The 25074-nt window shown below is 72.7% G+C and carries 21 protein-coding genes and 1 pseudogene; 17 read left to right on the top strand and 5 right to left on the bottom strand.

Features of this window, described 5'->3' with window-relative positions:
- Positions 1-17 precede the first annotated feature (17 nt).
- The 11 genes from ACWCPI_RS36280 to cobC all read left to right on the top strand — a co-directional run bounded on the left by ACWCPI_RS36280 (position 18) and on the right by cobC (position 15489).
- Complete coding sequence (locus tag ACWCPI_RS36280) at positions 18-953, top strand: cobalamin biosynthesis protein (protein WP_451042226.1); 936 nt, start codon at positions 18-20, stop codon at positions 951-953.
- 2 nt (positions 954-955) lie between these two features.
- The gene (locus ACWCPI_RS36275; protein ID WP_451042225.1) at positions 956-2464 is read left to right on the top strand and encodes a cobyric acid synthase; all 1509 of its coding nucleotides are present in this window, start codon (positions 956-958) and stop codon (positions 2462-2464) included.
- On the top strand, positions 2461-6114 hold the full coding sequence (cobN, locus tag ACWCPI_RS36270; RefSeq protein WP_451042224.1) for a cobaltochelatase subunit CobN: 3654 nt from the start codon (positions 2461-2463) through the stop codon (positions 6112-6114). Before ACWCPI_RS36275 ends, cobN begins: the two co-directional genes overlap by 4 nt.
- Positions 6111-8129 (top strand): putative cobaltochelatase, encoded by a 2019-nt coding sequence (locus ACWCPI_RS36265; RefSeq protein WP_451042223.1) that lies wholly within the window; start codon positions 6111-6113, stop codon positions 8127-8129. The genes cobN and ACWCPI_RS36265 overlap by 4 nt, the downstream gene beginning before the upstream one ends.
- A complete protein-coding gene (cobO, locus tag ACWCPI_RS36260) occupies positions 8129-8728 on the top strand; it encodes a cob(I)yrinic acid a,c-diamide adenosyltransferase (RefSeq protein ID WP_451042222.1) in 600 nt (199 codons plus the stop codon). The genes ACWCPI_RS36265 and cobO overlap by 1 nt, the downstream gene beginning before the upstream one ends.
- Positions 8722-10071: a cobyrinate a,c-diamide synthase gene (locus tag ACWCPI_RS36255; protein ID WP_451042221.1), complete on the top strand. Its 1350-nt coding sequence runs from the start codon at positions 8722-8724 to the stop codon at positions 10069-10071. Before cobO ends, ACWCPI_RS36255 begins: the two co-directional genes overlap by 7 nt.
- Positions 10068-10799: a precorrin-2 C(20)-methyltransferase gene (gene cobI, locus ACWCPI_RS36250; RefSeq protein ID WP_451042220.1), complete on the top strand. Its 732-nt coding sequence runs from the start codon at positions 10068-10070 to the stop codon at positions 10797-10799. Before ACWCPI_RS36255 ends, cobI begins: the two co-directional genes overlap by 4 nt.
- 52 nt (positions 10800-10851) lie before the next feature.
- Complete coding sequence (gene cobM / locus ACWCPI_RS36245; RefSeq protein ID WP_451042219.1) at positions 10852-11670, top strand: precorrin-4 C(11)-methyltransferase; 819 nt, start codon at positions 10852-10854, stop codon at positions 11668-11670.
- A gap of 31 nt (positions 11671-11701) precedes the next feature.
- Complete coding sequence (gene cobJ / locus ACWCPI_RS36240) at positions 11702-13411, top strand: precorrin-3B C(17)-methyltransferase (RefSeq protein WP_451042218.1); 1710 nt, start codon at positions 11702-11704, stop codon at positions 13409-13411.
- 64 nt (positions 13412-13475) lie between these two features.
- Positions 13476-14429 carry a sirohydrochlorin chelatase gene (locus ACWCPI_RS36235; RefSeq protein WP_451042217.1) on the top strand — a complete coding sequence of 318 codons (954 nt, stop codon included), beginning with the start codon at positions 13476-13478 and terminating at the stop codon, positions 14427-14429.
- Positions 14419-15489 (top strand): Rv2231c family pyridoxal phosphate-dependent protein CobC, encoded by a 1071-nt coding sequence (gene cobC, locus ACWCPI_RS36230; protein WP_451042216.1) that lies wholly within the window; start codon positions 14419-14421, stop codon positions 15487-15489. Before ACWCPI_RS36235 ends, cobC begins: the two co-directional genes overlap by 11 nt.
- A 124-nt stretch (positions 15490-15613) precedes the next feature.
- Here cobC and ACWCPI_RS36225 read toward each other — a convergent pair.
- From ACWCPI_RS36225 to ACWCPI_RS36205, 5 genes and pseudogenes are all read right to left on the bottom strand, one after another.
- A pseudogene (locus ACWCPI_RS36225) lies at positions 15614-15712 on the bottom strand (LAETG motif-containing sortase-dependent surface protein); the annotation flags it as partial.
- A 224-nt stretch (positions 15713-15936) separates the two neighbouring features.
- Entirely contained in the window at positions 15937-17028 is a 1092-nt protein-coding gene (locus ACWCPI_RS36220; RefSeq protein WP_451042215.1) for an amidohydrolase family protein, read from the bottom strand.
- A gap of 77 nt (positions 17029-17105) precedes the next feature.
- Complete coding sequence (locus ACWCPI_RS36215; RefSeq protein ID WP_451042214.1) at positions 17106-17897, bottom strand: amino acid ABC transporter ATP-binding protein; 792 nt, start codon at positions 17895-17897, stop codon at positions 17106-17108.
- Positions 17894-18736 (bottom strand): amino acid ABC transporter permease, encoded by an 843-nt coding sequence (locus tag ACWCPI_RS36210; RefSeq protein WP_388812146.1) that lies wholly within the window; start codon positions 18734-18736, stop codon positions 17894-17896. The genes ACWCPI_RS36215 and ACWCPI_RS36210 overlap by 4 nt, the downstream gene beginning before the upstream one ends.
- A gap of 4 nt (positions 18737-18740) precedes the next feature.
- Positions 18741-19589: a basic amino acid ABC transporter substrate-binding protein gene (locus ACWCPI_RS36205; protein ID WP_451042213.1), complete on the bottom strand. Its 849-nt coding sequence runs from the start codon at positions 19587-19589 to the stop codon at positions 18741-18743.
- A gap of 191 nt (positions 19590-19780) precedes the next feature.
- Here ACWCPI_RS36205 and ACWCPI_RS36200 point away from each other — a divergent pair, with 191 nt between their 5' ends.
- From ACWCPI_RS36200 to thpD, 6 genes are all read left to right on the top strand, one after another.
- Entirely contained in the window at positions 19781-20881 is a 1101-nt protein-coding gene (locus ACWCPI_RS36200; RefSeq protein WP_451042212.1) for a pyridoxal-phosphate-dependent aminotransferase family protein, read from the top strand.
- Between the two features lie 54 nt (positions 20882-20935).
- Positions 20936-21469, top strand: a complete 534-nt coding sequence (locus ACWCPI_RS36195; protein WP_451042211.1) for a DinB family protein — start codon at positions 20936-20938, stop codon at positions 21467-21469.
- 306 nt (positions 21470-21775) lie between these two features.
- Positions 21776-22282: a diaminobutyrate acetyltransferase gene (ectA, locus tag ACWCPI_RS36190; protein ID WP_451042210.1), complete on the top strand. Its 507-nt coding sequence runs from the start codon at positions 21776-21778 to the stop codon at positions 22280-22282.
- A 51-nt stretch (positions 22283-22333) separates the two neighbouring features.
- A complete protein-coding gene (gene ectB / locus ACWCPI_RS36185) occupies positions 22334-23605 on the top strand; it encodes a diaminobutyrate--2-oxoglutarate transaminase (protein WP_451042209.1) in 1272 nt (423 codons plus the stop codon).
- A 28-nt stretch (positions 23606-23633) separates the two neighbouring features.
- Complete coding sequence (locus ACWCPI_RS36180; RefSeq protein WP_451042208.1) at positions 23634-24038, top strand: ectoine synthase; 405 nt, start codon at positions 23634-23636, stop codon at positions 24036-24038.
- Between the two features lie 7 nt (positions 24039-24045).
- Complete coding sequence (gene thpD, locus ACWCPI_RS36175) at positions 24046-24948, top strand: ectoine hydroxylase (protein ID WP_451042207.1); 903 nt, start codon at positions 24046-24048, stop codon at positions 24946-24948.
- Positions 24949-25074 lie beyond the last annotated feature (126 nt).

The following is a 25074-nucleotide window of genomic DNA, read 5'->3' as shown; positions in this document are numbered from 1 at the left end:
GCGGCCGGCTGACGCCGATGCGTGCCGATCGCGTCTTCGCGTACGGTGCCGCCGCCGGACTTCTCGGTGATCAGCTGCTCGGCGACCCCCGCCGCGGGCATCCGGTCGCCGCGTTCGGACGGGCCGCCGCCGCCGTGGAGAGGGTGTTGTGGCGCGACCACCGCGCGTGGGGTGCGCTGCACACCGCCGTGTGCGCCGGTGGCGCCGTGGCGCTGGGCGCCGTCGCCGCCCGCGCCGTCCGCACCTCCCCGGCCGCGTCCGTCGCGCTGACCGGCGCCGCCGCCTGGGCGGTGGTCGGAGGGACGTCGCTGGCCCGCGAGGCCCGGCTCGTCGCGCGTGCGCTGGAGGCGGGGGACGTGGAGGCCGCGCGGGCGCGGCTGCCGCACCTGTGCGGGCGGGACCCGCAGGCGCTGGACGCGGACGGGATCGCGCGGGCCGTGGTGGAGTCCGTCGCCGAGAACACCTCCGACGCGGTCGTGGGGGCGCTGGTGTGGGGGGCCGTCGGGGGTGTGCCGGGGCTGGTCGGCTTCCGGGCCGTGAATACGCTGGACGCCATGGTGGGGCACAAGTCGCCCAGGTACCGGCGCTACGGGTGGGCCTCGGCCCGGCTGGACGACGTGGCCGGGTGGCCGGGCGCACGGCTGACCGCCGTACTCGCGGCACTGGCCGGACCCGATCCGCGGGGTGCCGTGCGCGCCTGGCGGGAGGACGCGGCGAAGCATCCGAGCCCCAACGCCGGGCCCGTGGAGGCCTCGTTCGCCGGGGCGCTCGGGGTGCGGCTGGGCGGGACGCTCTCGTACGGCGGGCGGGTGGAGCACCGGCCCGTGCTGAACACGCGGGGGCGCGCCGTCGGCACGCCCGACGTCGAACGCGCCGTGCGGCTGTCGCGGCGCGTCACCTGGCTCGCGCTCGGCGTGTGCGCCGGAGCCCGGTTGCTGAAGAGGGGGCAATGAGCATGAGCGGTGGTCTTCTCGTCGCCGGTACCACGTCCGACGCGGGCAAGAGCGTCGTCACGGCGGGGATCTGCCGGTGGCTGGTACGGCAGGGCGTCAAGGTCGCGCCCTTCAAGGCGCAGAACATGTCCCTCAACTCGTTCGTCACGCGCGAGGGGGCGGAGATCGGGCGGGCGCAGGCCATGCAGGCGCAGGCCTGCCGGGTCGAACCCACCGCGCTGATGAACCCCGTGCTGCTCAAGCCCGGTGGCGAGCAGAGCAGTCAGGTCGTGCTGCTGGGCAAGCCGGTGGGTGAGCTGAGCGCGCGCGGGTACCACGGCGGACGGCAGCAGCGGCTGCTCGGGACGGTGCTGGACTGTCTGGAGCAGTTGCGGGGCACGTATGACGCGGTGATCTGTGAGGGGGCCGGTTCTCCCGCCGAGATCAATCTGCGGCGGACCGACATCGTGAACATGGGGATCGCCCGGGGCGCCGGGCTCCCCGTGCTCGTCGTCGGTGACATCGACCGGGGTGGTGTCTTCGCCTCGTTCTTCGGGACGGTCGCGCTGCTGTCGCGCGAGGACCAGGAATGTGTCGCCGGGTTCCTCGTCAACAAGTTCCGCGGGGACGTCTCCCTGCTGGAGCCCGGCCTGGACATGCTCCACGACCTCACGGGGCGCCGGACGTACGGCGTGCTGCCCTTCCGGCACGGACTCGGCATCGACGAGGAGGACGGGCTGCGGGTCTCCCTGCGCGGAACGGTGCGGGAGTCCGTCGTCGCGCCGCCCCTCGGCGAGGACGTGCTGCGGGTCGCCGTCTGCGCCGTCCCGCTGATGTCGAACTTCACCGACGTCGACGCCCTGGCCGCCGAGCCGGGTGTCGTGGTGCGGTTCGTGGACCGTCCGGAGGAACTTGCCGACGCGGACCTGGTGGTGATCCCCGGCACCCGGGGAACCGTCCGGGCCCTGGAGTGGCTGCGCGAGCGGGGGCTCGCCGACGCCCTCGTGCGCAGGGCCGCCGAGCAGCGGCCCGTCCTCGGCATCTGCGGGGGCTTCCAGATCCTGGGCGAGCACATCGAGGACGACGTCGAGAGCCGGCGCGGGCATGTCGAGGGGCTGGGGATCCTGCCCGTGCGGGTGCGGTTCGCCCGTGAGAAGACCCTCACCCGGCCGGAGGGCGAGGCCCTCGGGGAGCGGGTCGCGGGCTACGAGATCCACCACGGAGTCGCCGAAGTGACCGGCGGGGAAGCCTTCTTGGACGGCTGCCGGGTCGGTCAGACCTGGGGCACGCACTGGCACGGCTCACTGGAGTCGGACGGCTTCCGGCGGGCGTTCCTGCGCGCGGTGGCGTCCGCCGCGGGCCGCCGCTTCGTGCCGGCCCCCGACACGTCGTTCGCCGCGCTGCGCGAGGAGCAGCTCGACCGGCTCGGCGATCTGATCGAACAGCACGCGGACACGGACGCGCTGTGGCGGCTCATCGAGTCGGGCGCGCCGCGAGGACTGCCCTTCATCCCCCCGGGAGCGCCCGCATGAGCACTGTGTTGTTGTTGTCGACCGCCGACACGGACCTGCTCGCGGCCCGTGCCTGCGGTGCCGGCTACCGGATCGGCAACCCGACCCGTATCGACGTCGCGTCCGAACTCCCCTCGCTCGTGGCGGGCGCGGACATCGCGGTCGTGCGTCTGCTGGGCGGCAAGCGGGCCTGGGAGGACGGGCTGGCCGCGCTCCGGGCGTCCGGTGTCCCGACCGTGCTGCTGGGCGGGGAGGCGGTGCCCGACGCGGAGTTGATGGCCGAGTCGTCCGTCCCGGCCGGGGTCGTGGCCGAGGCGCTGAAGTACCTCGTCGAGGGCGGCCCCGCCAACCTCGCCGAACTCGCCCGGTTCCTCTCCGACACCGTGCTGCTGACGGGCGAGGGGTTCGTCGAGCCGCGGAAGATGCCCGAGTACGGCGTCCACGGGGACCGGACGTTCCAGGAGGGCCGTCCCACCGTGGGCGTGCTCTTCTACCGGGCCCACGAGCTGAGCGGCAACACCGCGTTCGTGGACACCCTGTGCGACGCGATCGAGGCGCGGGACGCCAACGCCCTGCCCGTGTACTGCGGTTCGCTGCGCGGCGCCGACGCCGGGCTGTACGAGCTGCTCGGGAAGGCCGATGCCGTGGTCGCCACCGTCCTCGCGGCCGGCGGCACGCACGCCTCGCAGGCGTCGGCGGGCGGCGACGAGGAGGCCTGGGACGTCGGCCGGCTGGCCGAGCTGGACGTGCCCGTGCTGCAGGGGCTGTGCCTCACCTCCTCGCGCGTCGCCTGGGACGCCTCGGACGCCGCCCTGTCGCCCATGGACGCGGCGATGCAGGTCGCGATCCCGGAGTTCGACGGGCGGCTGATCACGGTCCCGTTCTCCTTCAAGGAGCAGGGCCCGGACGAGGTGCCGGTGTACGTCGCCGACCCGGAGCGGGCCGCGCGGGTCGCCGGGATCGCCGTACGGCACGCACGGCTGAGGCACAAGCCGAACGCCGAGAAGAAGCTCGCCCTGGTCTTCACCGCGTACCCGACCAAGCACTCGCGCGTCGGCAACGCGGTCGGCCTGGACACGCCCGCGTCGGCGGTGCGGGTGCTGGACGCGCTGAAGCAGGCGGGGTACGGGCTCACCGAGTACCCCGACGACGGCGACGAGTTGATCCACCGGCTCATCGAGGCCGGCGGGCACGACGTCGAGTGGCTCACCGAGGAGCAGCTGGCCGCCGCGCCCGCGCGCGTGCCGCTCGCCGACTACCGGGCGTGGTTCGACAAGCTCGACCCGGACCTGCGCGACGCCATGCTCCAGGCGTGGGGCGAGCCGCCGGGTTCGCTGTACGTCGACGGGGAGGACATCGTCCTCGCCTCGCTGCGGTTCGGGAACGTCGTCGTCATGATCCAGCCGCCGCGCGGCTTCGGCGAGAACCCGATCGCGATCTACCACGACCCGGACATGCCGCCGTCCCACCACTACATGGCGGCGTACCGGTGGCTGGAGAACAGCTTCGGCGCCGACGCGATCGTGCACATGGGCAAGCACGGCACGATGGAGTGGCTGCCGGGCAAGGGGCTCGGGCTGAGCGGCGGTTGCGCGCCCGACGCCGTGCTCGGCGATCTGCCCCTCGTCTACCCGTTCATCGTCAACGATCCCGGTGAGGGCACCCAGGCCAAGCGGCGCGGGCACGCGACCGTCGTCGACCATCTGGTGCCGCCGATGGCGCGGGCCGACACCTACGGCGACCTGGCCAAGCTGGAGCAGCTGCTGGACGAGTACGCGCTCGTCAGCGACCTGGACCCGGCCAAGGCGCCGGCTGTGCGCGCCCAGATCTGGACGCTGGTCAAGGCGGCCGAGCTCCACCACGACCTGCATGTCGACGAGCAGCCGGACGACGAGGCGTTCGACGAGTTCGTCATGCACATCGACGGCTATCTCTGCGAGATCAAGGACGTGCAGATCCGCGACGGTCTGCACGTTCTGGGCGGTGGTCCGGTCGGCGAGCCGCGCGTGAACCTCGTGCTGGCCGTGCTGCGCGCCGCGCAGGTGTGGGGCGGGCGGGCGAACGCGCTGCCGGGGCTGCGGGCGGCGCTGGCGGCCCGTTTCGGTCTCAGCGAGAAGGAGTTGCTCGCCGAGCCGGGGGCGCCGGTCAAGGTCCCGGTGGAGCTGACGGACCTGGTGGACGGCCCGGCGCGGACCGCCGCCGACGCCGTCGACCTGCTGGAGCAGCTGTGCCGGCGCATCGCCGAGGGCATGGAGGAGCGCGACTGGTCGGTCACGCAGAGCCGTTCCCTCCTGCGTGACGTACTCGGCGGGCAACTCCCCGACGCCGAAGCCGTGTTGGAGTTCGCCTGCGACGAGGTCGTGCCCCGGCTCGCCCGCACCACCGACGAGATCGGCCACATCCTCAAGGCGCTCGACGGCGGTTACGTTCCTGCGGGCCCGTCCGGATCCCCGACGCGCGGCCTGGTCAACGTCCTGCCGACCGGCCGCAACTTCTACTCGGTCGACCCCAAGGCCATCCCGTCCAGGCTGAGCTGGGAGGTCGGGCAGTCGCTGGCCGACTCGCTGGTGCAGCGGTATCTGCGGGACACGGGCGAGTACCCGAGGTCCGTCGGCCTGACGGTGTGGGGCACGTCCGCGATGCGTACCCAGGGCGACGACATCGCCGAGATCCTCGCGCTGCTGGGCTGCCGTCCGGTGTGGGACGACGCCTCACGGCGGGTGACGGGCTTCGAGGTGATCGGCCTGGAGGAGCTCGGGCGTCCCCGCATCGACGTCACGGTCCGGATCTCCGGGTTCTTCCGGGACGCCTTCCCGCACGTCGTGGGGCTGATCGACGACGCCGTCCGCGAGGTGGCCGAGCTGGACGAGCCCGCCGAGCGCAACTTCGTCAAGGCGCACGCCGACGAGGACACCGCCGGGCACGGCGACCGGCGGCGCGCCACGGCCCGGGTCTTCGGCTCCAAGCCGGGTGCGTACGGCGCCGGTCTGCTGCCGCTGATCGACGCCCGCAACTGGCGTTCGGACGCCGACCTGGCCGAGGTGTACGCGGTCTGGGGCGGTTACGCCTACGGACGCGGGCTCGACGGACGGGCGGCGCGCGGGGACATGGAGACCGCGTTCCGGCGGATCGCGGTCGCCGCGAAGAACGTCGACACACGTGAGCACGACCTCGTCGACGCCGACGACTACTTCCAGTACCACGGCGGCATGGTCGCCATGGTGCGGCATCTGACGGGCGCCAGCCCCGAGGCGTACGTGGGTGACAGCGCCGTACCGGACCAGGTGAGGACCCGGACCCTCGGTGAGGAGACGCACCGCGTCTTCCGGGCCCGGGTGGTCAACCCGCGTTGGATGGCGGCCATGCGCCGGCACGGCTACAAGGGCGCGTTCGAGATGGCGGCGACCGTGGACTACCTGTTCGGGTACGACGCCACGGCCGGGGTCGTCGACGACTGGATGTACGAGAAGCTGTCGGCCGAGTACGTCTTCGACGCCGAGAACCGGGACTTCATGAAGAAGTCCAACCCGTGGGCGCTGCGGGGCATCACCGAGCGCCTGCTGGAGGCCGCCGACCGTGGACTGTGGGCCGAGCCGGACGCCGGCACGCTGGAGCGGCTGCGCGCCACGTACCTGGAGCTTGAAGGCAACTTGGAGGGCGACGACCAGTGACCACCCCCTTCCCCTTTACGGCCGTTGTCGGCCAGGACGACCTGCGGCTGGCGCTGCTGCTGAACGCCGTGTCACCGGCGGTCGGCGGTGTGCTGGTGCGCGGCGAGAAGGGCACGGCCAAGTCGACGGCCGTACGAGCGCTGTCGGCGCTGATGCCCGAAGTGCCGGTCGTCCCCGGGTGCCGTTTCTCGTGCGACCCGCACTCCCCCGACCCGGCGTGCCCGGACGGCCCGCACGAGCCGGGCGCGGGCACCCGCCGCGCCGCCCGCATGGTCGAGCTCCCCGTCGGCGCCTCCGAGGACCGGCTGGTGGGCGCGCTGGACATCGAGCGGGCGCTCGCCGAGGGCGTCAAGGCGTTCGAGCCGGGCCTGCTCGCCGACGCGCACCGCGGCATCCTGTACGTCGACGAGGTCAACCTCCTGCACGACCACCTGGTCGACCTGCTCCTCGACGCGGCCGCGATGGGCGCGTCGTACGTGGAGCGCGAGGGTGTGTCCGTCCGGCACGCGGCGCGGTTCCTGCTGGTGGGCACCATGAACCCCGAGGAGGGTGAGCTGCGGCCGCAGCTGCTCGACCGGTTCGGGCTGACCGTCGAGGTCGCGGCCTCACGGGAGCCCGAGCAGCGGGTGGAGGTGGTACGGCGGCGGCTCGCGTACGACGACGATCCGGTCGCCTTCGCAGCCCGCTGGGCGGACGAGGAGGCAGCCGTACGTCGACGCATCGCCGCGGCACGGGAGTTGCTGCCGTCGGTGCGGCTCGGCGACGGGGCGCTGCGGCAGATCGCGGCGACCTGTGCCGCGTTCGAGGTGGACGGGATGCGGGCCGACATCGTGATGGCGCGTACGGCCACCGCGCTGGCCGCGTGGGCCGGGCGGACGGACGTGCTCGCCGAGGACGTACGGCAGGCGGCGCTGCTCGCGCTGCCGCACCGCAGGCGGCGCAACCCCTTCGACGCGCCGGGGCTCGACGAGGACAAGCTCGACGAGACCCTGGAGGAGTTCTCGGGCTCCGAGGACGACGACCCTGATCCGGACCCGGGACCGGACGGACCCGGCGGGGGCGGCGGACAGCCACCGCGGTCCGGTGACGGCCCGCAGGGCGGCGGCGACCCGGCCGCGTCCGCCGAGCCCGGTGAGCCCGGCGAAGGCGGGCAGCCGCAGGCGTCCGGCGCCGGGGAGCAGGCTCCCGTACGGGCCTTCGAGCCGTTCCGCACGAAGGTGCTGAGCGTGCCGGGCGTCGGGCAGGGCGCCGCGGGGCGGCGTTCACGCGCGCGGACGGAGCAGGGGCGCACCACCGGGGCCAGGCGTCCCCGGGGGGCCCTGGGCAAGCTGCACCTGGCGGCCACCGTGCAGGCGGCCGCGCCGCATCAGCGGGCCCGGGGGCGGTCCGGTGCGGGGCTGGTGGTGCGCCGGGACGATCTGCGGCAGGCCGTGCGGGAAGGGCGCGAGGGCAATCTCGTGCTGTTCGTCGTGGACGCCTCCGGGTCGATGGCGGCCCGGCAGCGGATGGGTGCGGTGAAGGGGGCCGTGCTGTCGTTGCTGCTGGACGCCTACCAGCGGCGGGACAAGGTGGGGCTGGTGACGTTCCGGGGGTCTGCCGCCGAGGTGGCGCTGCCGCCGACGTCGTCCGTGGACGCCGCCGCCGCCCGGCTGGAGTCGCTGCCCACGGGTGGTCGTACGCCGCTCGCGGCCGGGCTGCTCAAGGCGCACGAGGTGCTGCGGGTGGAGCGGCTGAGGGATCCGGCCCGGCGCGCGCTCGTCGTGGTGGTGACGGACGGGCGGGCCACGGGTGGCCCGGAGCCGGTCGCGCTGGCCGGGCGGGCCGCCCGGTTGTTCGCGGCCGAGAGCGTCGCGTCCGTGGTGGTCGACTGCGAGTCGGGGCCCGTGCGGCTGGGGCTCGCGGGGCAGCTCGCGGGTGAGCTGGGAGGCACGGCGGTGACGCTCGACGAGTTGCGGGCGGACTCGATCGCCGGGCTGGTCAGGGATGTTCAGGGGACTTCGAGGAAGGTGGCGTGATGCCGAAGGGACAGCCGAGTGTCGTGCCGCAGGACGGGCTGACGACGCGACAGCGCCGTAACCGGCCGCTGGTCGTCGTGCACACCGGGGTGGGCAAGGGCAAGTCGACCGCCGCCTTCGGGCTGGCGCTGCGGGCCTGGAACCAGGGGTGGCCCATCGGGGTGTTCCAGTTCGTCAAGTCCGCCAAGTGGAAGGTCGGCGAGGAGAACGCGCTGCGCGTGCTGGGGGCGTCCGGCGAGGGCGGGTCCGTCGACTGGCACAAGATGGGCGAGGGCTGGTCGTGGGTGCAGCGCGACGATCAGATGGACAACGAGGAGAAGGCCCGGGAGGGCTGGGAGCAGGTCAAGCGGGACATCGCCGCCGAGCGGTACAAGCTGTACGTGCTCGACGAGTTCGCGTACCCGTTGCACTGGGGGTGGGTCGACACCGATGAGGTCGTCGACGTGCTCCGCCACCGTCCCGGCACCCAGCATGTCGTGATCACCGGGCGGAACGCCCCGGAGAAGCTGGTCGACTTCGCCGACCTCGTGACCGACATGTCCAAGGTCAAGCACCCGATGGACGCGGGTCAGAAGGGCCAGAGAGGCATCGAGTGGTGACAGCTGTGCCCCGGCTGGTCATCGCCGCGCCCTCCTCGGGCAGCGGCAAGACCACCGTCGCCACGGGACTGATGGCCGCGCTGACCGCGCGGGGGCTCGCCGTGTCCCCGCACAAGGTCGGTCCGGACTACATCGACCCCGGGTACCACGCGCTCGCGACCGGGCGGGTCGGGCGCAACCTCGACGCGTACATGTGCGGAGCCGAGCTGATCGGGCCGTTGTTCCTGCACGGGGCGCGCGGCTGCGACGTCGCGGTCGTCGAGGGTGTGATGGGGCTGTACGACGGTGCCGCGAAGGAGGGCGAGCTGGCGTCCACCGCGCATGTCGCGAAGCTGCTGCGGGCGCCGGTCGTGCTGGTCGTGGACGCCTCCTCGCAGTCGCGGTCGGTGGCGGCGCTGGTGCACGGGTTCGCGTCCTGGGACCCGGAGGTGCGCCTCGGGGGCGTGATCCTCAACAAGGTCGCCTCCGACCGGCACGAGGAACTGCTGCGGGACGCGCTGGACTCGACCGGGGTGCCCGTGCTGGGTGTGCTGCGGCGGGCGCCGCAGGTGGACACGCCGTCACGGCATCTGGGGCTGGTGCCGGTCGCCGAGCGGCGGGCGCAGGCCGTGGAGGCGGTCGCGGCGATGGCCGCGCAGGTGTCCCAAGGGTGCGACCTGGAAGGGCTGCTGGGGCTGGCGCGCACCGCGGGCGCCTTGAGCGGTGAGCCGTGGCGGCCTCCCGTGACCGCCCCGAGTGCGGGTGCGGTGGTCGCGGTCGCCGGGGGGCCGGCCTTCACCTTCTCCTACGCCGAGCACACCGAGCTGCTCACCGCCGCCGGCGCCGAGGTCGTCCCCTTCGATCCGCTGCGGGACGAGCAACTCCCCGACGGTACCGGCGGGTTGGTCGTCGGCGGCGGGTTCCCCGAGGTGTACGCCGCCGAGCTGTCCGCCAACGAGCCGCTGCGCAAGGCCATCGGTGCGTTCGCGCTGAGCGGCGCTCCCGTCGCCGCCGAGTGCGCCGGGCTGCTCTACCTGTGCCGGGAGCTCGACGGGCAGCCGATGTGCGGGGTGCTGGACGCGACCGCCCGGATGAGCGGGCGGCTGACGCTCGGCTACCGGGACGCCGTCGCCGTGAGCGACAGTGTGCTGGCCGGCGCGGGCACCCGGATGCGGGCGCACGAGTTCCACCGGACGGTCGTCGAGCCCGGCGCGGGAGCGGCGCCCGCCTGGGGAGTGCGCAGCCCCGTGCGACGGGTCGAGGGCTTCGTGCAGCAGGGCGTGCACGCGAGCTATCTGCACACGCACTGGGCCGCGCAGCCCGCGGTCGCCCGTCGGTTCGTGGAGAGGTGCCGGACGTCATGAGCAGCAGGCTGATCGGAGTCGGGGTCGGTCCCGGCGATCCGGAACTGGTGACCGTCAAGGGCGTCAACGCGCTGCGGGCCGCCGAGGTCGTCGTCGTACCGGTGATGGACAGCGGGGAGCGGGGCCGGGCCGAGGCGACGGTGCTGCACTACGTGCCGCAGGAGAAGGTCGTCCGGGTGGTGTTCGCCCTGAACGAGCGGAGCGACCGGGCGCGGCGCGAGGCCGCCTGGGACGCGGCCGGTGAGCGGGTGGCCGAGCTGTTGCGCGAGCGCGCCCACGTCGCCTTCGCGACCATCGGCGACCCCAACGTGTACTCCACCTTCACCTATCTCGCGCAGACCGTCGCCGAGCTGGTGCCGGGGACCGTCGTCGAGACCGTGCCCGGCATCACCGCCATGCAGGACCTCGCCGCGCGCTCGGGTGCCGTGCTGACCGAGGGAACCGAGCCGCTCACGCTGGTGCCCGTCACCGCGGGGGCGGCCGTGCTCAAGGAGGCGCTCGCCGGGCCCGGCACGGTCGTCGCCTACAAGTTCGGCCGGCAGGCGGGCGAGGTCGCCGAGGCACTGCGGCAGGCCGGGCGGATCGGGGACGCGGTGTGGGGGTCGGCGCTGGGCCTGACGGAGGAGTCGATCCGCCCGGCCGCCGAGCTCGACGACGCTCCCCTGCCCTACCTGTCCACGCTCATCGTCCCCGCCCGGCGCGACGGCGGCCGGGGCGGAAAGCTCTGACGCGCGCCCCCACCGCTCCCCCGCCGACCCCTGTACGAGAGGACCGATTCCCATGGCCGACGCCCCCACCGGCAAGGTGACCTTCGTCGGTGCCGGCCCCGGCGCCGCCGATCTGCTGACGTTCCGGGCCGCGCGTGCCATCGCCGAGGCGGACGTCGTGATCTGGGCGGCCAGCCTGGTCCAGGAGGAGGTCCTGCGGCACGCGCGCGAGGACGCCGAGATCCTCGACTCGGCGGCCCTGCCCCTGGAGGACGTCGTCGCCGTCTACGAGCGGGCGAGGGCCGAGGGCCTGAAGGTCGCGCGGATCCACTCCGGTGACCCCGCCCTGTGGGGCGGTACGCAGGAGCAGCTCGACCGGTGTGCGGCGATCGGCATCGAGACCGAGGTCGTGCCCGGGGTCTCCGCGTTCTCCGCGGTCGCCGCGCTCGCCCGGCGCGAGTTGACGATCCCCGAGGTCGCCCAGTCGGTGGTCCTCACCAGGCTCGGCGGCGGCAAGACACCGATGCCGCCCGGCGAGGAGGTGCGGGAGTTCGCCAGGCACGGCACCACGATGGCGATCTTCCTGTCCGCCGCGCGCAGCGGGCAGCTCGTACGGGAGCTGCTGGAGGGCGGTTATCCGACGTCCACCCCGGTCGTGGTCGCCCACCAGGCGACCTGGCCGGAGGAACTCGTCGTGAAGTGCACGGTCGGGACGCTGGAGGAGACCGTCAAGGAGCACAAGCTGTGGAAGCACACCCTCTTCCTCGTCGGTCCGGCCCTCGACGCGCACGGCACCCGCTCGCACCTGTACCACCCCGGCCACTTCCACGGGTACCGCAAGGCGGACCCGGAGGCCCGCCGGGCGCTGCGCGAGCGGGGGGCGAGCACGTGACCGCAGTCGCCTGTTGCGAAGGAGTTGCGCAGTGATCGGTCTCATTTCCGCCACCGCGGCGGGTGCGGTGGCGCGGGACCGGCTGGCCGCGGCGTGGCCGGACCGGACGCGCGTGTACGACGGGCCCGTCGGGGACGCCGTACGGCGGGCGTTCGCCGAGTGCGAGCAGCTGGTGTGCTTCCTGGCGACCGGGGCGGTCGTACGGCTGATCGCCCCGCTGCTGGGTGACAAGGCGGACGACCCCGGTGTGGTGTGCGTCGACGAGGGCGGGCGGTTCGCCGTGGCGCTGGTCGGCGGGCACGGGGGCGGCGCCAATGAACTCGCCCGCGAGACCGGGGAGTTGCTGGGCGCCGAGCCCGTGGTGACCACGGCGACGGACGCGGTGGGCCTGCCCGGCCTGGACCTGCTCGGCCTTCCGGTGGAGGGCGATGTCGCCGGGGTCTCGCGGGCCCTGCTGGACGGCGAACCGGTGGCGCTGCGGGCCGAGGTGGCCTGGCCGCTGCCTCCGCTGCGGGCCGGCGCCGAGGGGGCGTACGCGATCCGGGTGACGGACCGGCTCGTCGAGCCCGCCGAGCGCGAGGTCGTCCTGCGTCCGCCGTCCCTCGTCGTCGGTGTCGGCGCCTCCAGGGGCGCCCCCGTGGAGGAGGTCCTCGGGCTGGTGGAGCAGGTGCTCGGCGAGGCCGGCCTCTCCCCCGCGTCGCTCGCGGAACTCGCCACCGTCGACGCCAAGGCGGGCGAGCCCGGCATCGTCGAGGCCGCCGCACGCCTGGGGGTTCCCCTCGTCACCCACTGCGCCGAGCGGCTGGCGGCCGTCGAGGTCCCCAACCCCTCCGACGCGCCCCTGGCCGCCGTGGGCACCCCCTCCGTCGCGGAGGCCGCCGCTTTGGTGCGCGGCGGTGAACTCCTCGTCGCGAAGCGGAAGTCGGAGCGCTCCGACGGACAGCCGGCGATGGCGACCTGCGCCGTGGTACGGCGTCCCGGCCGCGGGCGGCTCGCGGTGGTCGGGCTCGGGCCGGGCGCCCGGGATCTGCTCACCCCGCGGGCCAGGGCCGAGCTGCAGCGGGCTTCCGTGCTCGTCGGCCTCGACCAGTACGTCGACCAGATCCGCGATCTGCTGCGGCCCGGCACGCGGGTTCTGGAGTCGGGGCTCGGGGCCGAGGAGGAGCGGGCGCGGACGGCGGTCGAGGAGGCCCGCAAGGGGCGGGCCGTCGCGCTGATCGGCAGCGGGGACGCGGGCGTGTACGCCATGGCCTCGCCGGCGCTGGCGGAGGCCAGCGACGACATCGACGTGGTCGGCGTACCGGGGGTGACGGCCGCGCTGGCCGCCGCCGCGGTCCTCGGTGCCCCCCTGGGCCACGACCACGCCTCGGTCAGCCTCTCCGACCTGCACACCCCGTGGGAGGTCATCGAGCGGCGGGTGCGGGCGGCGGCCGAGGCGGACTTCGTGGTCACTTTCTACAACCCGCGTTCACGCGGCCGGGACTGGCAGCTGCCCAAGGCCCTCGCGATCCTCGCCGGGCACCGCGGGCCGACGACGCCGGTCGGTGTCGTACGCAACGCGTCACGGCCGGACGAGTCCGTTCGGCTCACGACCCTGGGTGCCCTGGACCCGGCGACGGTCGACATGATGACGGTCGTGACCGTGGGCAACACGGCGACCCGCGCGGTGGCGGGCCGGATGGTCACGCCGCGCGGCTACCGCTGGCAGGAGCGGCCGGGGAAGCGGGAGGGCACCGAGTGAACCGTGTGCTGCCCGTACCCGGTCCCCTGCCGAGCCACCCCGTTCCCCACTCCGAGGAGACATCGTGACCAGCCCGCCGCCCGCCCTGCTCCTCGCCGGACACGGCACCCGGGACGACGCCGGGGCCGAGGCGTTCCGTGCCTTCGTCCGGGAGCTGGGCCGCCGCCATCCCGAGCTGCCCGTCGCGGGCGGCTTCATCGAGCTCTCCCCGCCGCCGCTCGGCGAGGCCGTCACCGAGCTGGTCGAGCGAGGCGTACGGCGGTTCGCCGCGGTACCGCTGATGCTGGTGTCCGCCGGGCACGCCAAGGGCGACATCCCGGCGGCGCTGGCCCGCGAGAAGGAGCGGCACCCCGGTGTCTCGTACACCTACGGCCGCCCGCTGGGCCCGCACCCCGCGCTGCTGTCCGTGCTGGAGCGGCGGCTCGACGAGGCGCTCGGCACCGAGGGGCGCACGCCCGGGGACCGGGCCGATGTGACCGTGCTGCTGGTCGGGCGCGGCTCGACCGACCCGGACGCCAACTCCGAGGTGCACAAGGCGGCGCGGCTGCTGTGGGAGGGCCGCGGGTACGCGGGCGTGGAGACGGCGTTCGTGTCACTGGCCGCGCCGGACGTGCCGAGCGGCCTGGACCGGTGCGCGAGGCTGGGGGCACGACGGATCGTCGTCCTGCCGTACTTCCTGTTCACCGGCATCCTCCCGGACCGCGTCCGGCAGCAGACCGAGGGGTGGGCCGACGCGCACCCGGAGATCGACGTGCGCTCGGCGGACGTCATCGGCCCGGAGCCGGAGCTGCTGGACCTGGTGATGGAGCGGTACCGGGAGGCCGTCGGGGGCGACCTGCGGATGAACTGCGACTCGTGCGTGTACCGCGTCGCGCTCCCCGGCTTCGAGGACAAGGTCGGCATGCCGCAGCAGCCGCACTTCCACCCGGACGACGACGGCCATCACCACGGGCCCGGCCCGCACGGCCACGGCCAGCACGCCCCGCACACCCATGGCGCCCACTCCCATGTCCACTGAGCCGCACGACCTGAGGCACCACGGTGACGCCGAGGTCCGCGACGACGGCGCGGCCCTCGTCGACCTCGCGGTGAACGTCCGCGCGGACACCCCGCCGGTGTGGCTGCGGGAGCACATCACGGCGTCGCTCGGCGGGCTCGCGGCCTACCCGGACGGGCGGGCGGCGCGGGCGGCGGTGGCGGCACGGCACGGGCTGCCGGCGGAGCGGGTGCTGCTGACGGCGGGCGCGGCGGAGGCGTTCGTGCTGCTGGCCCGCGCGCTGAAGGTGCACCGGCCGGTCGTGGTGCACCCGCAGTTCACCGAGCCGGAGGCGGCGCTGCGCGACGCCGGGCACACGGTGGACCGGGTGCTGCTGCGGGAGGAGGACGGCTTCCGGCTCGACCCGGCGGCCGTTCCCGAGGACGCCGACCTGGTGGTGGTCGGCAACCCCACCAATCCGACGTCGGTCCTGCATCCGGCCGCCTGCCTCGCCGAACTCGCCCGCCCCGGGCGGACGTTGGTCGTGGACGAGGCGTTCATGGACGCGGTGCCGGGCGAGCGGGAGGCGCTGGCGGGCCGGACGGACGTACCCGGCCTGGTCGTGCTGCGCAGCCTGACGAAGACATGGGGGCTGGCCGGGCTGCGCATCGGCTACGTCCTGGCCGCACCGGAGACCATCGCGGACCTGGAGCGCGCCCAGCCGCTGTGGCCGGTCTCCACGCCCGCGCTCGCCGCGGCGGAGGCCTGTGTGTCCCCGCGTGCCCTGGCGGAGGCGGCCCACGCGGCCCACCGTGTCGCCTCCGACCGGGCGCATCTCGTCGCCGGACTGGGCGCGTTCGCCTCGGCCGGGGTCCGGGTCGTCGAACCCGCCGAGGGCCCCTTCGTCCTCGTACGGCTGCCCGGCGCGGTGGCCGTACGACGGCGGCTGCGCGCTCTCGGTTTCGCGGTCCGGCGGGGGGACACCTTTCCCGGGCTGGGCGAGGAGTGGCTGCGGCTGGCGGTGCGGGACCGGGCGACGATGAGCTCGTTCCTGCGGGCGCTGGAGGAGGCACTGACACCGGTCCGGCGCACGGCACGTTGAGCCGCCGGGCGCCCGCACGACCGGGCCGGCTGCCGCGGCCGGCCCGGACCGGGGGCCCTGGCTCGCGCACCGGGCGGGCACGGCGCAAGGGCGCCTGAGGATCCGCCGGCCCCCGCACCGGCGCCACCGCTGCGCCGCCCGCGAGGTGCAGCGCGAGCGCGCAACGCGCGGTGTACGGCGTCATGGAGTTGCCGCCGGTCTCGGCGTGATCTTCGTGGGCCACGTCGCCCCGGGGCTTCCCCTCGCCGGCCGGTTCGATGCCCGGGGCCGCCTCCTGCTCGGGCCCGGCCGGGGTCGCGCAGCGCGCCTTCGCCGGCGTGAGGGTGCCCTCGACGTCGGCGACGTTCAGCTTCGGCCCGCGAAACGCGCGTTACGGCCCGGAGCGCGCGACGGGGGTGCGCACCGGTCCGGGGCGGCGGGGCGGCACCACGTCACGCTCCGTCGGCGTCAGCCGACGACGCGCCCGTTCAGCACCACCCGTCGAGGCGCCGCCAGCACGCGTACGTCGGCACGCGGGTCGGCCTCGTACACGACGAGGTCCGCGGCCGCCCCCTCCTCCAGGCCGGGGCGGCCGAGCCACTCGCGGGCCGCCCAGGTGCTCGCCGCGAGGGCCTCGACCGGGGGGATGCCCGCGGTGACCAGTTCCGCCACCTCGGCGGCCACCAGGCCGTGCGGCAGGGTGCCGCCCGCGTCGGTGCCCACGAAGACGGGGATGCCGGCGTCGTAGGCGGAGCGGACCGTGTCGTAGCGGCGCTCGTGGAGCCGGCGCATATGGGCCGACCAGCGGGGGAACCTGGACTCGCCGCTGTCGGCCAGCTTCGGGAAGGTCGCGATGTTCACGAGGGTGGGGACGATCGCCACCCCGCGCTCGGCGAACAGCGGGATCAGTTCCTCGGTCAGGCCCGTGGCGTGCTCGATGCAGTCGATGCCCGCCTCGACCAGGTCCTGGAGAGAGTCCTCCGAGAAGCAGTGCGCGGTCACCCGGGCTCCCAGGCGGTGCGCTTGCGCGATGCCCGCCTCGACCGCCTCACGCGGCCAGGTGGGCGCCAGGTCCCCGAGGTCGCGGTCGATCCAGTCGCCGACCAGCTTGACCCAGCCGTCGCCGCGCCGGGCCTCCTGGGCGACGTAGGCGACCAGGTCCTCCGGTTCGATCTCGTGCGCGTAGCCGCGGATGTAGCGGCGGGTGCGGGCGATGTGCCGGCCGGCCCTGATGATCTTCGGCAGGTCCTCGCGCTCGTCGACCCAGCGGGTGTCGGAGGGCGAGCCGGCGTCACGGATCAGCAGGGTGCCCGCCTCCCGGTCGGTCAGGGCCTGCTGCTCGGCGACGTCCTTGTCGACCGGGCCGTGGGCGCCGAGCCCCACATGGCAGTGCGCGTCGACGAGGCCGGGCAGGGCCCAGCCCTGGACGGTGCGGATGTCGCGGGCGCCGGCCGGGCGTGTGTACGCCACCCGGCCGTCGACGACCCACAGCTCGTCCCGGACGTCGTCCGGCCCGACGAGGATCCGGCCCTTCACGTGCAGCACCGCGCGTTCGCTCATGCCTTGCACCCTAATGACCGGCCGGTGCCCGGCGTGCAACAGGTCACCGGCGTACGCAATCGTCCGCCGCGACCGTGCTAGTCGCCCTTGCCGACCTGTTCGGAGGTCTCCTCCTCCACCTCGGCCATCGCGGGGTCGAGGAGGCGGGAGAGGAAGTGGCGGGTGCGCTCGTGCCGCGGGTGCGCGATGACCTGGTCGGGGGTGCCGTCCTCGACGATCACCCCGCCGTCCATGAAGACGACCCGGTCGGCGACCTCACGGGCGAAGGTCATCTCGTGGGTGACGACCATCATCGTCATGCCCTCCTGGGCCAGCATGCGCATGACGGCCAGGACGTCCCCCACCAGTTCGGGGTCCAGCGCCGAGGTCGGCTCGTCGAACAGCATCACCTCGGGGCCCATGGCGAGCGCGCGGGCGATGGCCACGCGCTGCTGCTGGCCGCCGGAGAGGGAGGCCGGGTACGCCGACGCCTTCTCCGCGAGGCCGACCCGCTCCAGGTTCTCGGCGGCGACCGCGGCGGCCGTCGCCTTGTCCCGCCCGAGGACCCGCCGCTGCGGCAGGGTGAGGTTCTCGGTCACCGTGAGGTGCGGGAACAGGTTGAACTGCTGGAAGACCATGCCGATCCGGCGGCGTACGGCGTCGATGTCGACGTCCGGGTCGGTGAGCTCGGTGCCGCCGACGAGGACCTGGCCCTTGGTGGGCTCCTCCAGCAGGTTCACGCAGCGCAGCAGGGTCGACTTGCCCGAGCCGGACGGTCCGATGACGCACACGACCTCGCCCTGGCCGATCTCCAGGTCGATGCCGCGCAGCACCTCGTTGTCGCCGAAGGACTTGTGCAGGCCGCGGACTTCGATCTCCGGTCGGGTCATTTCACGGCCTCCTGGGCCTTCGCCTCCATACGGCGTACGACGAAGCCGAGCGGGATGGTCACCAGGAGGTAGCACAGGCCGGCGACCAGGATCGGCGTGGAGTTGGCGGTCTGGCTGGCCAGGTCCCGGCCGAACTTGGACAGCTCCCGCTCCTCCAGCGTCACACCGAGGAACAGCACGAGCGAGGAGTCCTTGAAGAGCAGGACGAGTTCGTTGGTCAGCGGCGGCAGGATGATCCGGAACGCCTGCGGGATGATGATCGAGATCATGGCGCGGGCCGGTGAGAAGCCGAGCGAGCGCGCCGCCTCCATCTGGCCCTTGGGCACCGCCTGGATGCCGGCGCGGATCGTCTCCGCCATGTACGCGGCGGCGACGAGGCCGAGGGCGAGGGCGACCTTGCCGTAGGTCCCGCCCGGGATCTCCGTGCCCGGGAAGGCCAGTGGTACGGCGACGCCGATGAAGATGAAGATCAGCAGGGCGGGCAGACCGCGGAAGATCTCGATGTAGACGCCGGCCAGCCAGCGGTACGGCCCCACGGACGACAGCCGCATCAGCGCGATCACCATGCCGAGGACCAGTCCGACGGCGAAGCCGGACAGGGTGTACAGCACGGTGTTCTTCAGCGCGAGGGTGATGACCTCCGGGAACATCTGCCGGGCGATGTCGCCCTGCGCGAACTGGTTCGCCAGCCGGTCCCAGTCGGCCGCGACCGCGAAGGCGATCACGGCCGCGACGAAGACGACGTACTGGACGCCGCGCGACAGGCTGCGCTTCTGGCGCCGGGTGAGGCCCTTCTTCCTGGGCTGGAGTGCTACGTCCTTGCCGGTCGTGTCACTCATGGGGTCAGGCGGCGGGCGAGGGCGAGGCGGCGGACTCGTCGTACGGGCCGATCCACTGCTCGTACAGCTTCTTGTAGGTGCCGTCGGCCTTGGCCTCCTTGATGGCCTTGTTGATGGCCTCGCGGAGCTCGGTGTTGCCCTTCTTCACGGTGAAGCCGTACTGCTCGCCGGTGTTGATCTGCTCGGCGACCTGGAAGGCGTCGGCGTTGGCCTTGTCCTTCAGCCAGCCCTGGACGACCGGGTAGTCGATGACGACCGCCTGGACCTGGCCGGTGCGCAGGCCGTTGAGGACGGCGTCGGAGGACTCGAAGGAGACCGGGTCCAGGCCCTTGCTCTTGGCGTAGTCCTCACCGGTGGTCTGCGCCTGGGCGCCGACCTTCTTGCCCTTGAGGCCGGCGAAGGAGGAGATGCCGCTCTTCTTGTCGACGAGGACCGCCTGGGTGGCCTCGAAGTACGGGTCCGAGAAGTCGACGTTCTTCTTGCGCTCCTCGGTGATGGTCATGCCGGCCGCGGCGAGGTCGCACTGGCCGGCGTTGAGGGAGCCACCGGTCTTGAAGTTCTCGAAGGGCTGGTCGACGATGGCCTGCTTCACGCCCAGGTCCTCGGCGACCAGGTCGATGAGCGAGACGTCGAAGCCCTGCACCTTGCCGTCGATCTCCGACTGGAAGGGCGGGTACGGCAGGTGGGTGCATGTGGTGAGCTGGCCCGCCTTGACGACTTCGACGCCGCCGGCCGCGGTCTTCGTACCACCGCCGCCGTTGTCGTCGGAGGAGCAGCCGGCCACGAGCACCAGCCCGGCCGTCGCGGTGGTGGCGGCCAGGACGCGCGTCCGGCGCCCGAGGGTCGTCTTCACGGGAAGCCTCCTGTGGGGGAACTGTGGGTTCCGATTATAAGGAGAAGTTTGGGATGCTCAAACCAAACCGATGGTTTGTGAGGCGTTCGACCTAAGAAGTCGGGAGGGGCAGGGGCGCGGATACGCCCGGTTACGCTCGTGATCGTCGGCCCCGGAGCGACCGGAGCGCAGAGAACGAAGAGAGTCCCGTCGTGACCCACCCCCTCCTGGACCTGGCCCCGCTGACCGCCGCCCGTTTCGCCGAGATCGAGGACCGGGTGGCGCGGCTGCTCGGCACCCGGCAGGACGTCGTGATCATGCAGGGTGAGGCGCTGTTGCCCCTGGAAGGGGCGATCCGGGGGACGGCCGGGCCGGGTACGACCGCGCTGAACGTGATCACCGGTCCGTACGGGCAGACCTTCGGGGACTGGCTGCGGGACTGCGGCGCGACCGTGATCGACCTGGCGGTCCCCTTCCACACGGCGGTGACGGCGCGGCAGATACGGGAGGCGTTCGCCGAGCATCCGGAGATCGACTTCGTGTCGCTGGTGCACGCGGAGGCGGCGACCGGCAACACCAACCCCGTGGCGGAGATCGGTGAGGTGGTGCGGGCGCACGGGGCGCTGTTCCACCTGGACGCGGTGGCGTCGATCGGAGCCGAGCCGGTGCTGCCGGACGCGTGGGGCGTGGACCTGTGCGTGATCGGGGCGCAGAAGGCGATGGGCGGGCCGGCCGGGGTGTCGGCGGTGTCGGTGAGCGAGCGGGCGTGGGCCCGGATGGCGGCGAATCCATCGGCGCCGCGACGGTCGTATCTGTCGCTGCTGGACTGGAAGGAGCGCTGGGTCGACGGCGGGCGCCGGACGCTGCCGCACGCGCCCGCGCAGCTGGAGATGCTGGCGCTGGAGGCGTGCATGGAGCGGATCGAGGCGGACGGGCTGGACGCGGTGACGGCACGGCACCGGTCCGCGGCGCGGGCGACCCGGGCCGGTGCGGTGGCACTGGGCGGGGGGCTGGAGCCGTACGTCCACGACGCGGCGGATGCCGCTCCGGTCGCCACGACGCTGCGCGTGCCGCCGCAGGTGGTGGCTGCGGAGGTGGTGAGCCGGGCACTGGTCCGCGAGCCCGGGCTGCCGCTCTCCGCGGGCGGCGGGGCACTGGCCGGGGAGATGATCCGGGTCAACCACTACGGGGTGGACGCGACGGTGGCCGCGGTGCGCGGGTGCGTGGCCGCGGTGGGGACCGCGCTGGGGCAGGCGGGGCTGGTCGTGGACGTCGAGGCGGCGGTGCGGGCGGTCGACGCCGGGTGGCGCTGACGGGTCCTCGCCCGAACCGCTCCGCACAGGCCGAGGGTCCGTCATGCTGCCCCCATGACCACGAACACACCGACCCGCCTCCCTGACGGCCGTCCCGTCCCTCTTATGACCGGCGACGAGCGCCCCATGCTCGAAAGCTGGCTCGACTTCCACCGGGCCACCCTGGAGCTCAGGTGCGCGGGGCTGACCGACACACAGTCACGGCTGCGTTCGGCGGAGCCGTCGGAGCTGACCCTGCTCGGGCTGGTGCAGCACCTCGCCGAGTGCGAGCGGAACTGGTTCCAGCGGGCGGCGGGCGGACTCGACGTGCCGCCCGTGTACGGGGACGCCAACGCGAGCGGGTACGTCCTCGATCCGGCGCTCGGCATGGACGAGGCGCTCGCCGTGTGGCGGCGGGAGATCGCCCGGGGGCAGGAGGTCTGCGCCGAGCGATCGCTGGAGAGCGTGGGGCGCATCGCGGACGGGGCGATGGCCGGGGCCGAGGTCAGTCTTCGCTGGGTGTTCCTCCACATGATCGAGGAGTACGCCCGACACAACGGACACGCCGACATTCTGCGCGAACGTATCGACGGAGTTACCGGAGCCTGAATTCGGCGTAATTCTGGAATTCCTTTCCAGGGTAGCTTCCCATTCTCTTCTGCCCGCTTTCGGCGACCCTAAACGCAAAGATTCCGCGAACGCGAACGGGAGTAATTCGGGAGAGTTCCGCAAGGGTTACACGGCTGTGACGCGTTCCACATGACGTCCCTTTTGTGCGGTATTAACCGGACAGACCCCGGCAAATACCAGCGGTTTCGCCCTAACGCGCACGCCCGCGTGATAACACATCCCGCCGCCATCCGTAACCCCTCACGGCCATGCATTTTTCAATTTCCCTCGGTAAATTCAATTCGCATGACTGCCGCTCAAGCAGACCTGCAAATCGACCGTCCGGCGGTGGCCGACGGGGCCGCGCTGTGGCGTATTGCCCGAGACTCGAAGGCCCTGGACCTCAACTCGTCGTACAGCTATCTGCTGTGGTGCCGGGACTTCGCCGGCACGTCGGCCGTCGCCCGCGACGAGCGCGGGGAGCCGGTCGGCTTCGTCACCGGGTACGTACGGCCGGAGCGTCCGCACACCCTGCTCGTGTGGCAGGTGGCCGTGGACGACGCCCATCGCGGCCGCGGCATCGCCGCGAAGCTGCTCGACGGGCTCGTCGCGCGCGTCGCCGGCGAGTACGGCGTCACCGGCATCGAGACCACCATCACACCGGGCAACACCGCCTCGGAGCGCCTTTTCGGCTCCTTCGCCGAGCGCCACGGTGCCGCCCTGGAACGCGAGGTGCTGTTCCCGGCCGGCCTGTTCCCGGACGGGCCGCACGACCCAGAGGTGCTGTACCGCATCGGTCCCCTCACCCTCTGACCTCCCCCGACCTCCCCAGACCTCCCCCCACGCATCGAGGAGCGATTCGTCGTGACCATCACCCAGCCCGACCTCAGCGTCTTCGAGACCCTGGAGTCCGAGGTACGCAGCTACTGCCGCGGCTGGCCCACCGTCTTCGACCGTGCGCGAGGCAGCCGCATGTACGACGAGGACGGCCACGAGTACCTGGACTTCTTCGCCGGGGCCGGCTCACTGAACTACGGGCACAACAACCCGGTCCTGAAACGCGCGCTGATCGACTACCTGGAGCGGGACGGCGTCACGCACGGGCTGGACATGTCCACCAGCGCCAAGCGTGCCTTCCTGGAGTCCTTCCAGAACATCGTGCTGCGACCGCGGGACCTGCCGTACAAGGTCATGTTCCCCGGGCCGACCGGCACCAACGCCGTCGAGTCGGCGCTGAAGCTGGCCCGGAAGGTGAAGGGGCGCGAGGCCATCGTGTCGTTCACCAACGCCTTCCACGGGATGTCCCTCGGCTCCCTCGCCGTCACCGGCAACGCCTTCAAGCGGGCCGGCGCCGGCATCCCGCTGGTGCACGGCACCCCCATGCCGTTCGACAACTACTTCGACGGCCAGGTCCCGGACTTCCTGTGGTTCGAGCGGCTCCTGGAGGACCAGGGCTCCGGCCTCAACAAGCCGGCCGCCGTGATCGTGGAGACCGTGCAGGGCGAGGGCGGCATCAACGTCGCCCGCCCCGAGTGGCTGCGGGCGCTCGCCGGCCTGTGCGAGCGGCAGGACATGCTGCTCATCGTCGACGACATCCAGATGGGGTGCGGCCGTACCGGGGCGTTCTTCTCCTTCGAGGAGGCGGGCATCACGCCCGACATCGTCACCGTCTCGAAGTCGATCAGCGGCTACGGACTGCCCATGTCCCTCTGCCTGTTCAAGCCGGAGCTGGACATCTGGGAGCCGGGCGAGCACAACGGCACCTTCCGCGGCAACAACCCCGCCTTCGTCACGGCCACCGCCGCCCTGGAGGCGTACTGGACGGACGGGTCCGCGATGGAGAAGCAGACGCGGGGACGCGGCGAGCAGGTCGAGCAGGCGCTCATCTCCATCACCGAGGAGAACCTCGCCGACGTGAAGGAGTACCGCGGGCGCGGGCTCGTGTGGGGCATGGAGTTCCACGACAAGGAGCGCGCCGGACGGGTGGCGCACCGCGCCTTCGAACTGGGCCTGCTCATCGAGACGTCGGGCCCCGAGAGCGAGGTCGTGAAGCTGCTCCCGGCACTCACGATCACCCCGGAGGAGCTGGACGAGGGGCTCAGCATCCTCGCCCGCTCCGTGCGGGAAACCATCTGAAACACCACCTAGGAGGCATCGCAGCACCGTGATCGTCCGTTCGTTCAAGGACATCGAAGGCACCGACCGGCATGTGAAGGCCGCGTCGGGCACCTGGGAGAGCAAACGCATCGTCCTCGCCAAGGAGCGGGTCGGTTTCTCGCTCCACGAGACGATCCTGTACGCGGGTACGGAGACGTCGATGTGGTACGCGAACCACATCGAGGCCGTCGTGTGCGTCGAGGGCGAGGCCGAGCTCACCGACGAGGAGACCGGGAAGAAGTACACGATCACGCCCGGAACCATGTACCTGCTCGACGGTCACGAGCGGCACACGATGCGGATCAAGGAGGACTTCCGCTGCATCTGCGTGTTCAACCCGCCCGTGACCGGCCGGGAGGACCACGACGAGAACGGCGTGTACCCGCTGCTCACCGAGCCCGAGGAGGTGTGAGAAACCCATGACCACCGCCATGAGCGCAAACGTCACCGATCTCTACCCCAGCCGCGGCGCCACCGAGGTGTCGGTCCCGCGCCAGGACCCCGTCGTGTGGGGCGCCCCCGACACCCCGGGCCCGATCACGACCACCGACCTCCAGTCGTACGAGCGCGACGGCTTCCTCGCCATCGACCAGCTCATCACCGACGACGAGGTCGCCGTCTACCGGCAGGAGCTGGAGCGGCTGGTCACCGACCCGGCGATCCGCATGGACGAGCGGTCGATCATCGAGCCGAAGTCCAAGGAGATCCGGTCGGTCTTCGAAGTGCACCGGATCAGCGAGGTGTTCGCGAACCTCGTGCGCGACGAGCGGGTCGTCGGCCGGGCGCGGCAGATCCTCGGCTCGGACGTGTACGTCCACCAGTCGCGGATCAACGTCAAGCCGGGCTTCGGGGCCAGTGGCTTCTACTGGCACTCCGACTTCGAGACCTGGCACGCCGAGGACGGGCTGCCGAACATGCGGACGGTGTCCGTCTCGATCGCGCTGACCGAGAACTACGACACCAACGGCGGGCTCATGATCATGCCCGGCTCGCACAAGACCTTCCTCGGGTGTGCGGGGGCCACGCCGAAGGACAACTACAAGAAGTCCCTGCAGATGCAGGACGCGGGCACCCCGTCCGACGAGGCGCTCACCAAGATGGCCTCCGAGTACGGCATCAAGCTCTTCACGGGCAGGGCCGGTTCGGCGACCTGGTTCGACTGCAACTGCATGCACGGCTCCGGCGACAACATCACGCCGTTCCCGCGCAGCAACGTGTTCATCGTGTTCAACAGCGTGGAGAACACGGCCGTCGAGCCGTTCGCGGCTCCGATACGGCGGCCGGAGTTCATCGGCGCCCGGGACTTCACCCCGGTGAAGTGATCCCTCAGCGGTGAGACGGCCTCACCGCGACGACCGACGCGGCCCGCTCCCCCGTCTCGGAAGGGGAGCGGGCCGCGTCGGTCGTCGCGGGGGTTGAGCCGGGGCGGTCGGCCAGCAGGCGGTGCG

This window comes from Streptomyces sp. NPDC001920 (genome assembly GCF_053594495.1).
The sequence above is the reverse complement of the archived record's forward strand: the minus strand, read 5'-3'. Positions and strand labels throughout refer to the sequence as shown.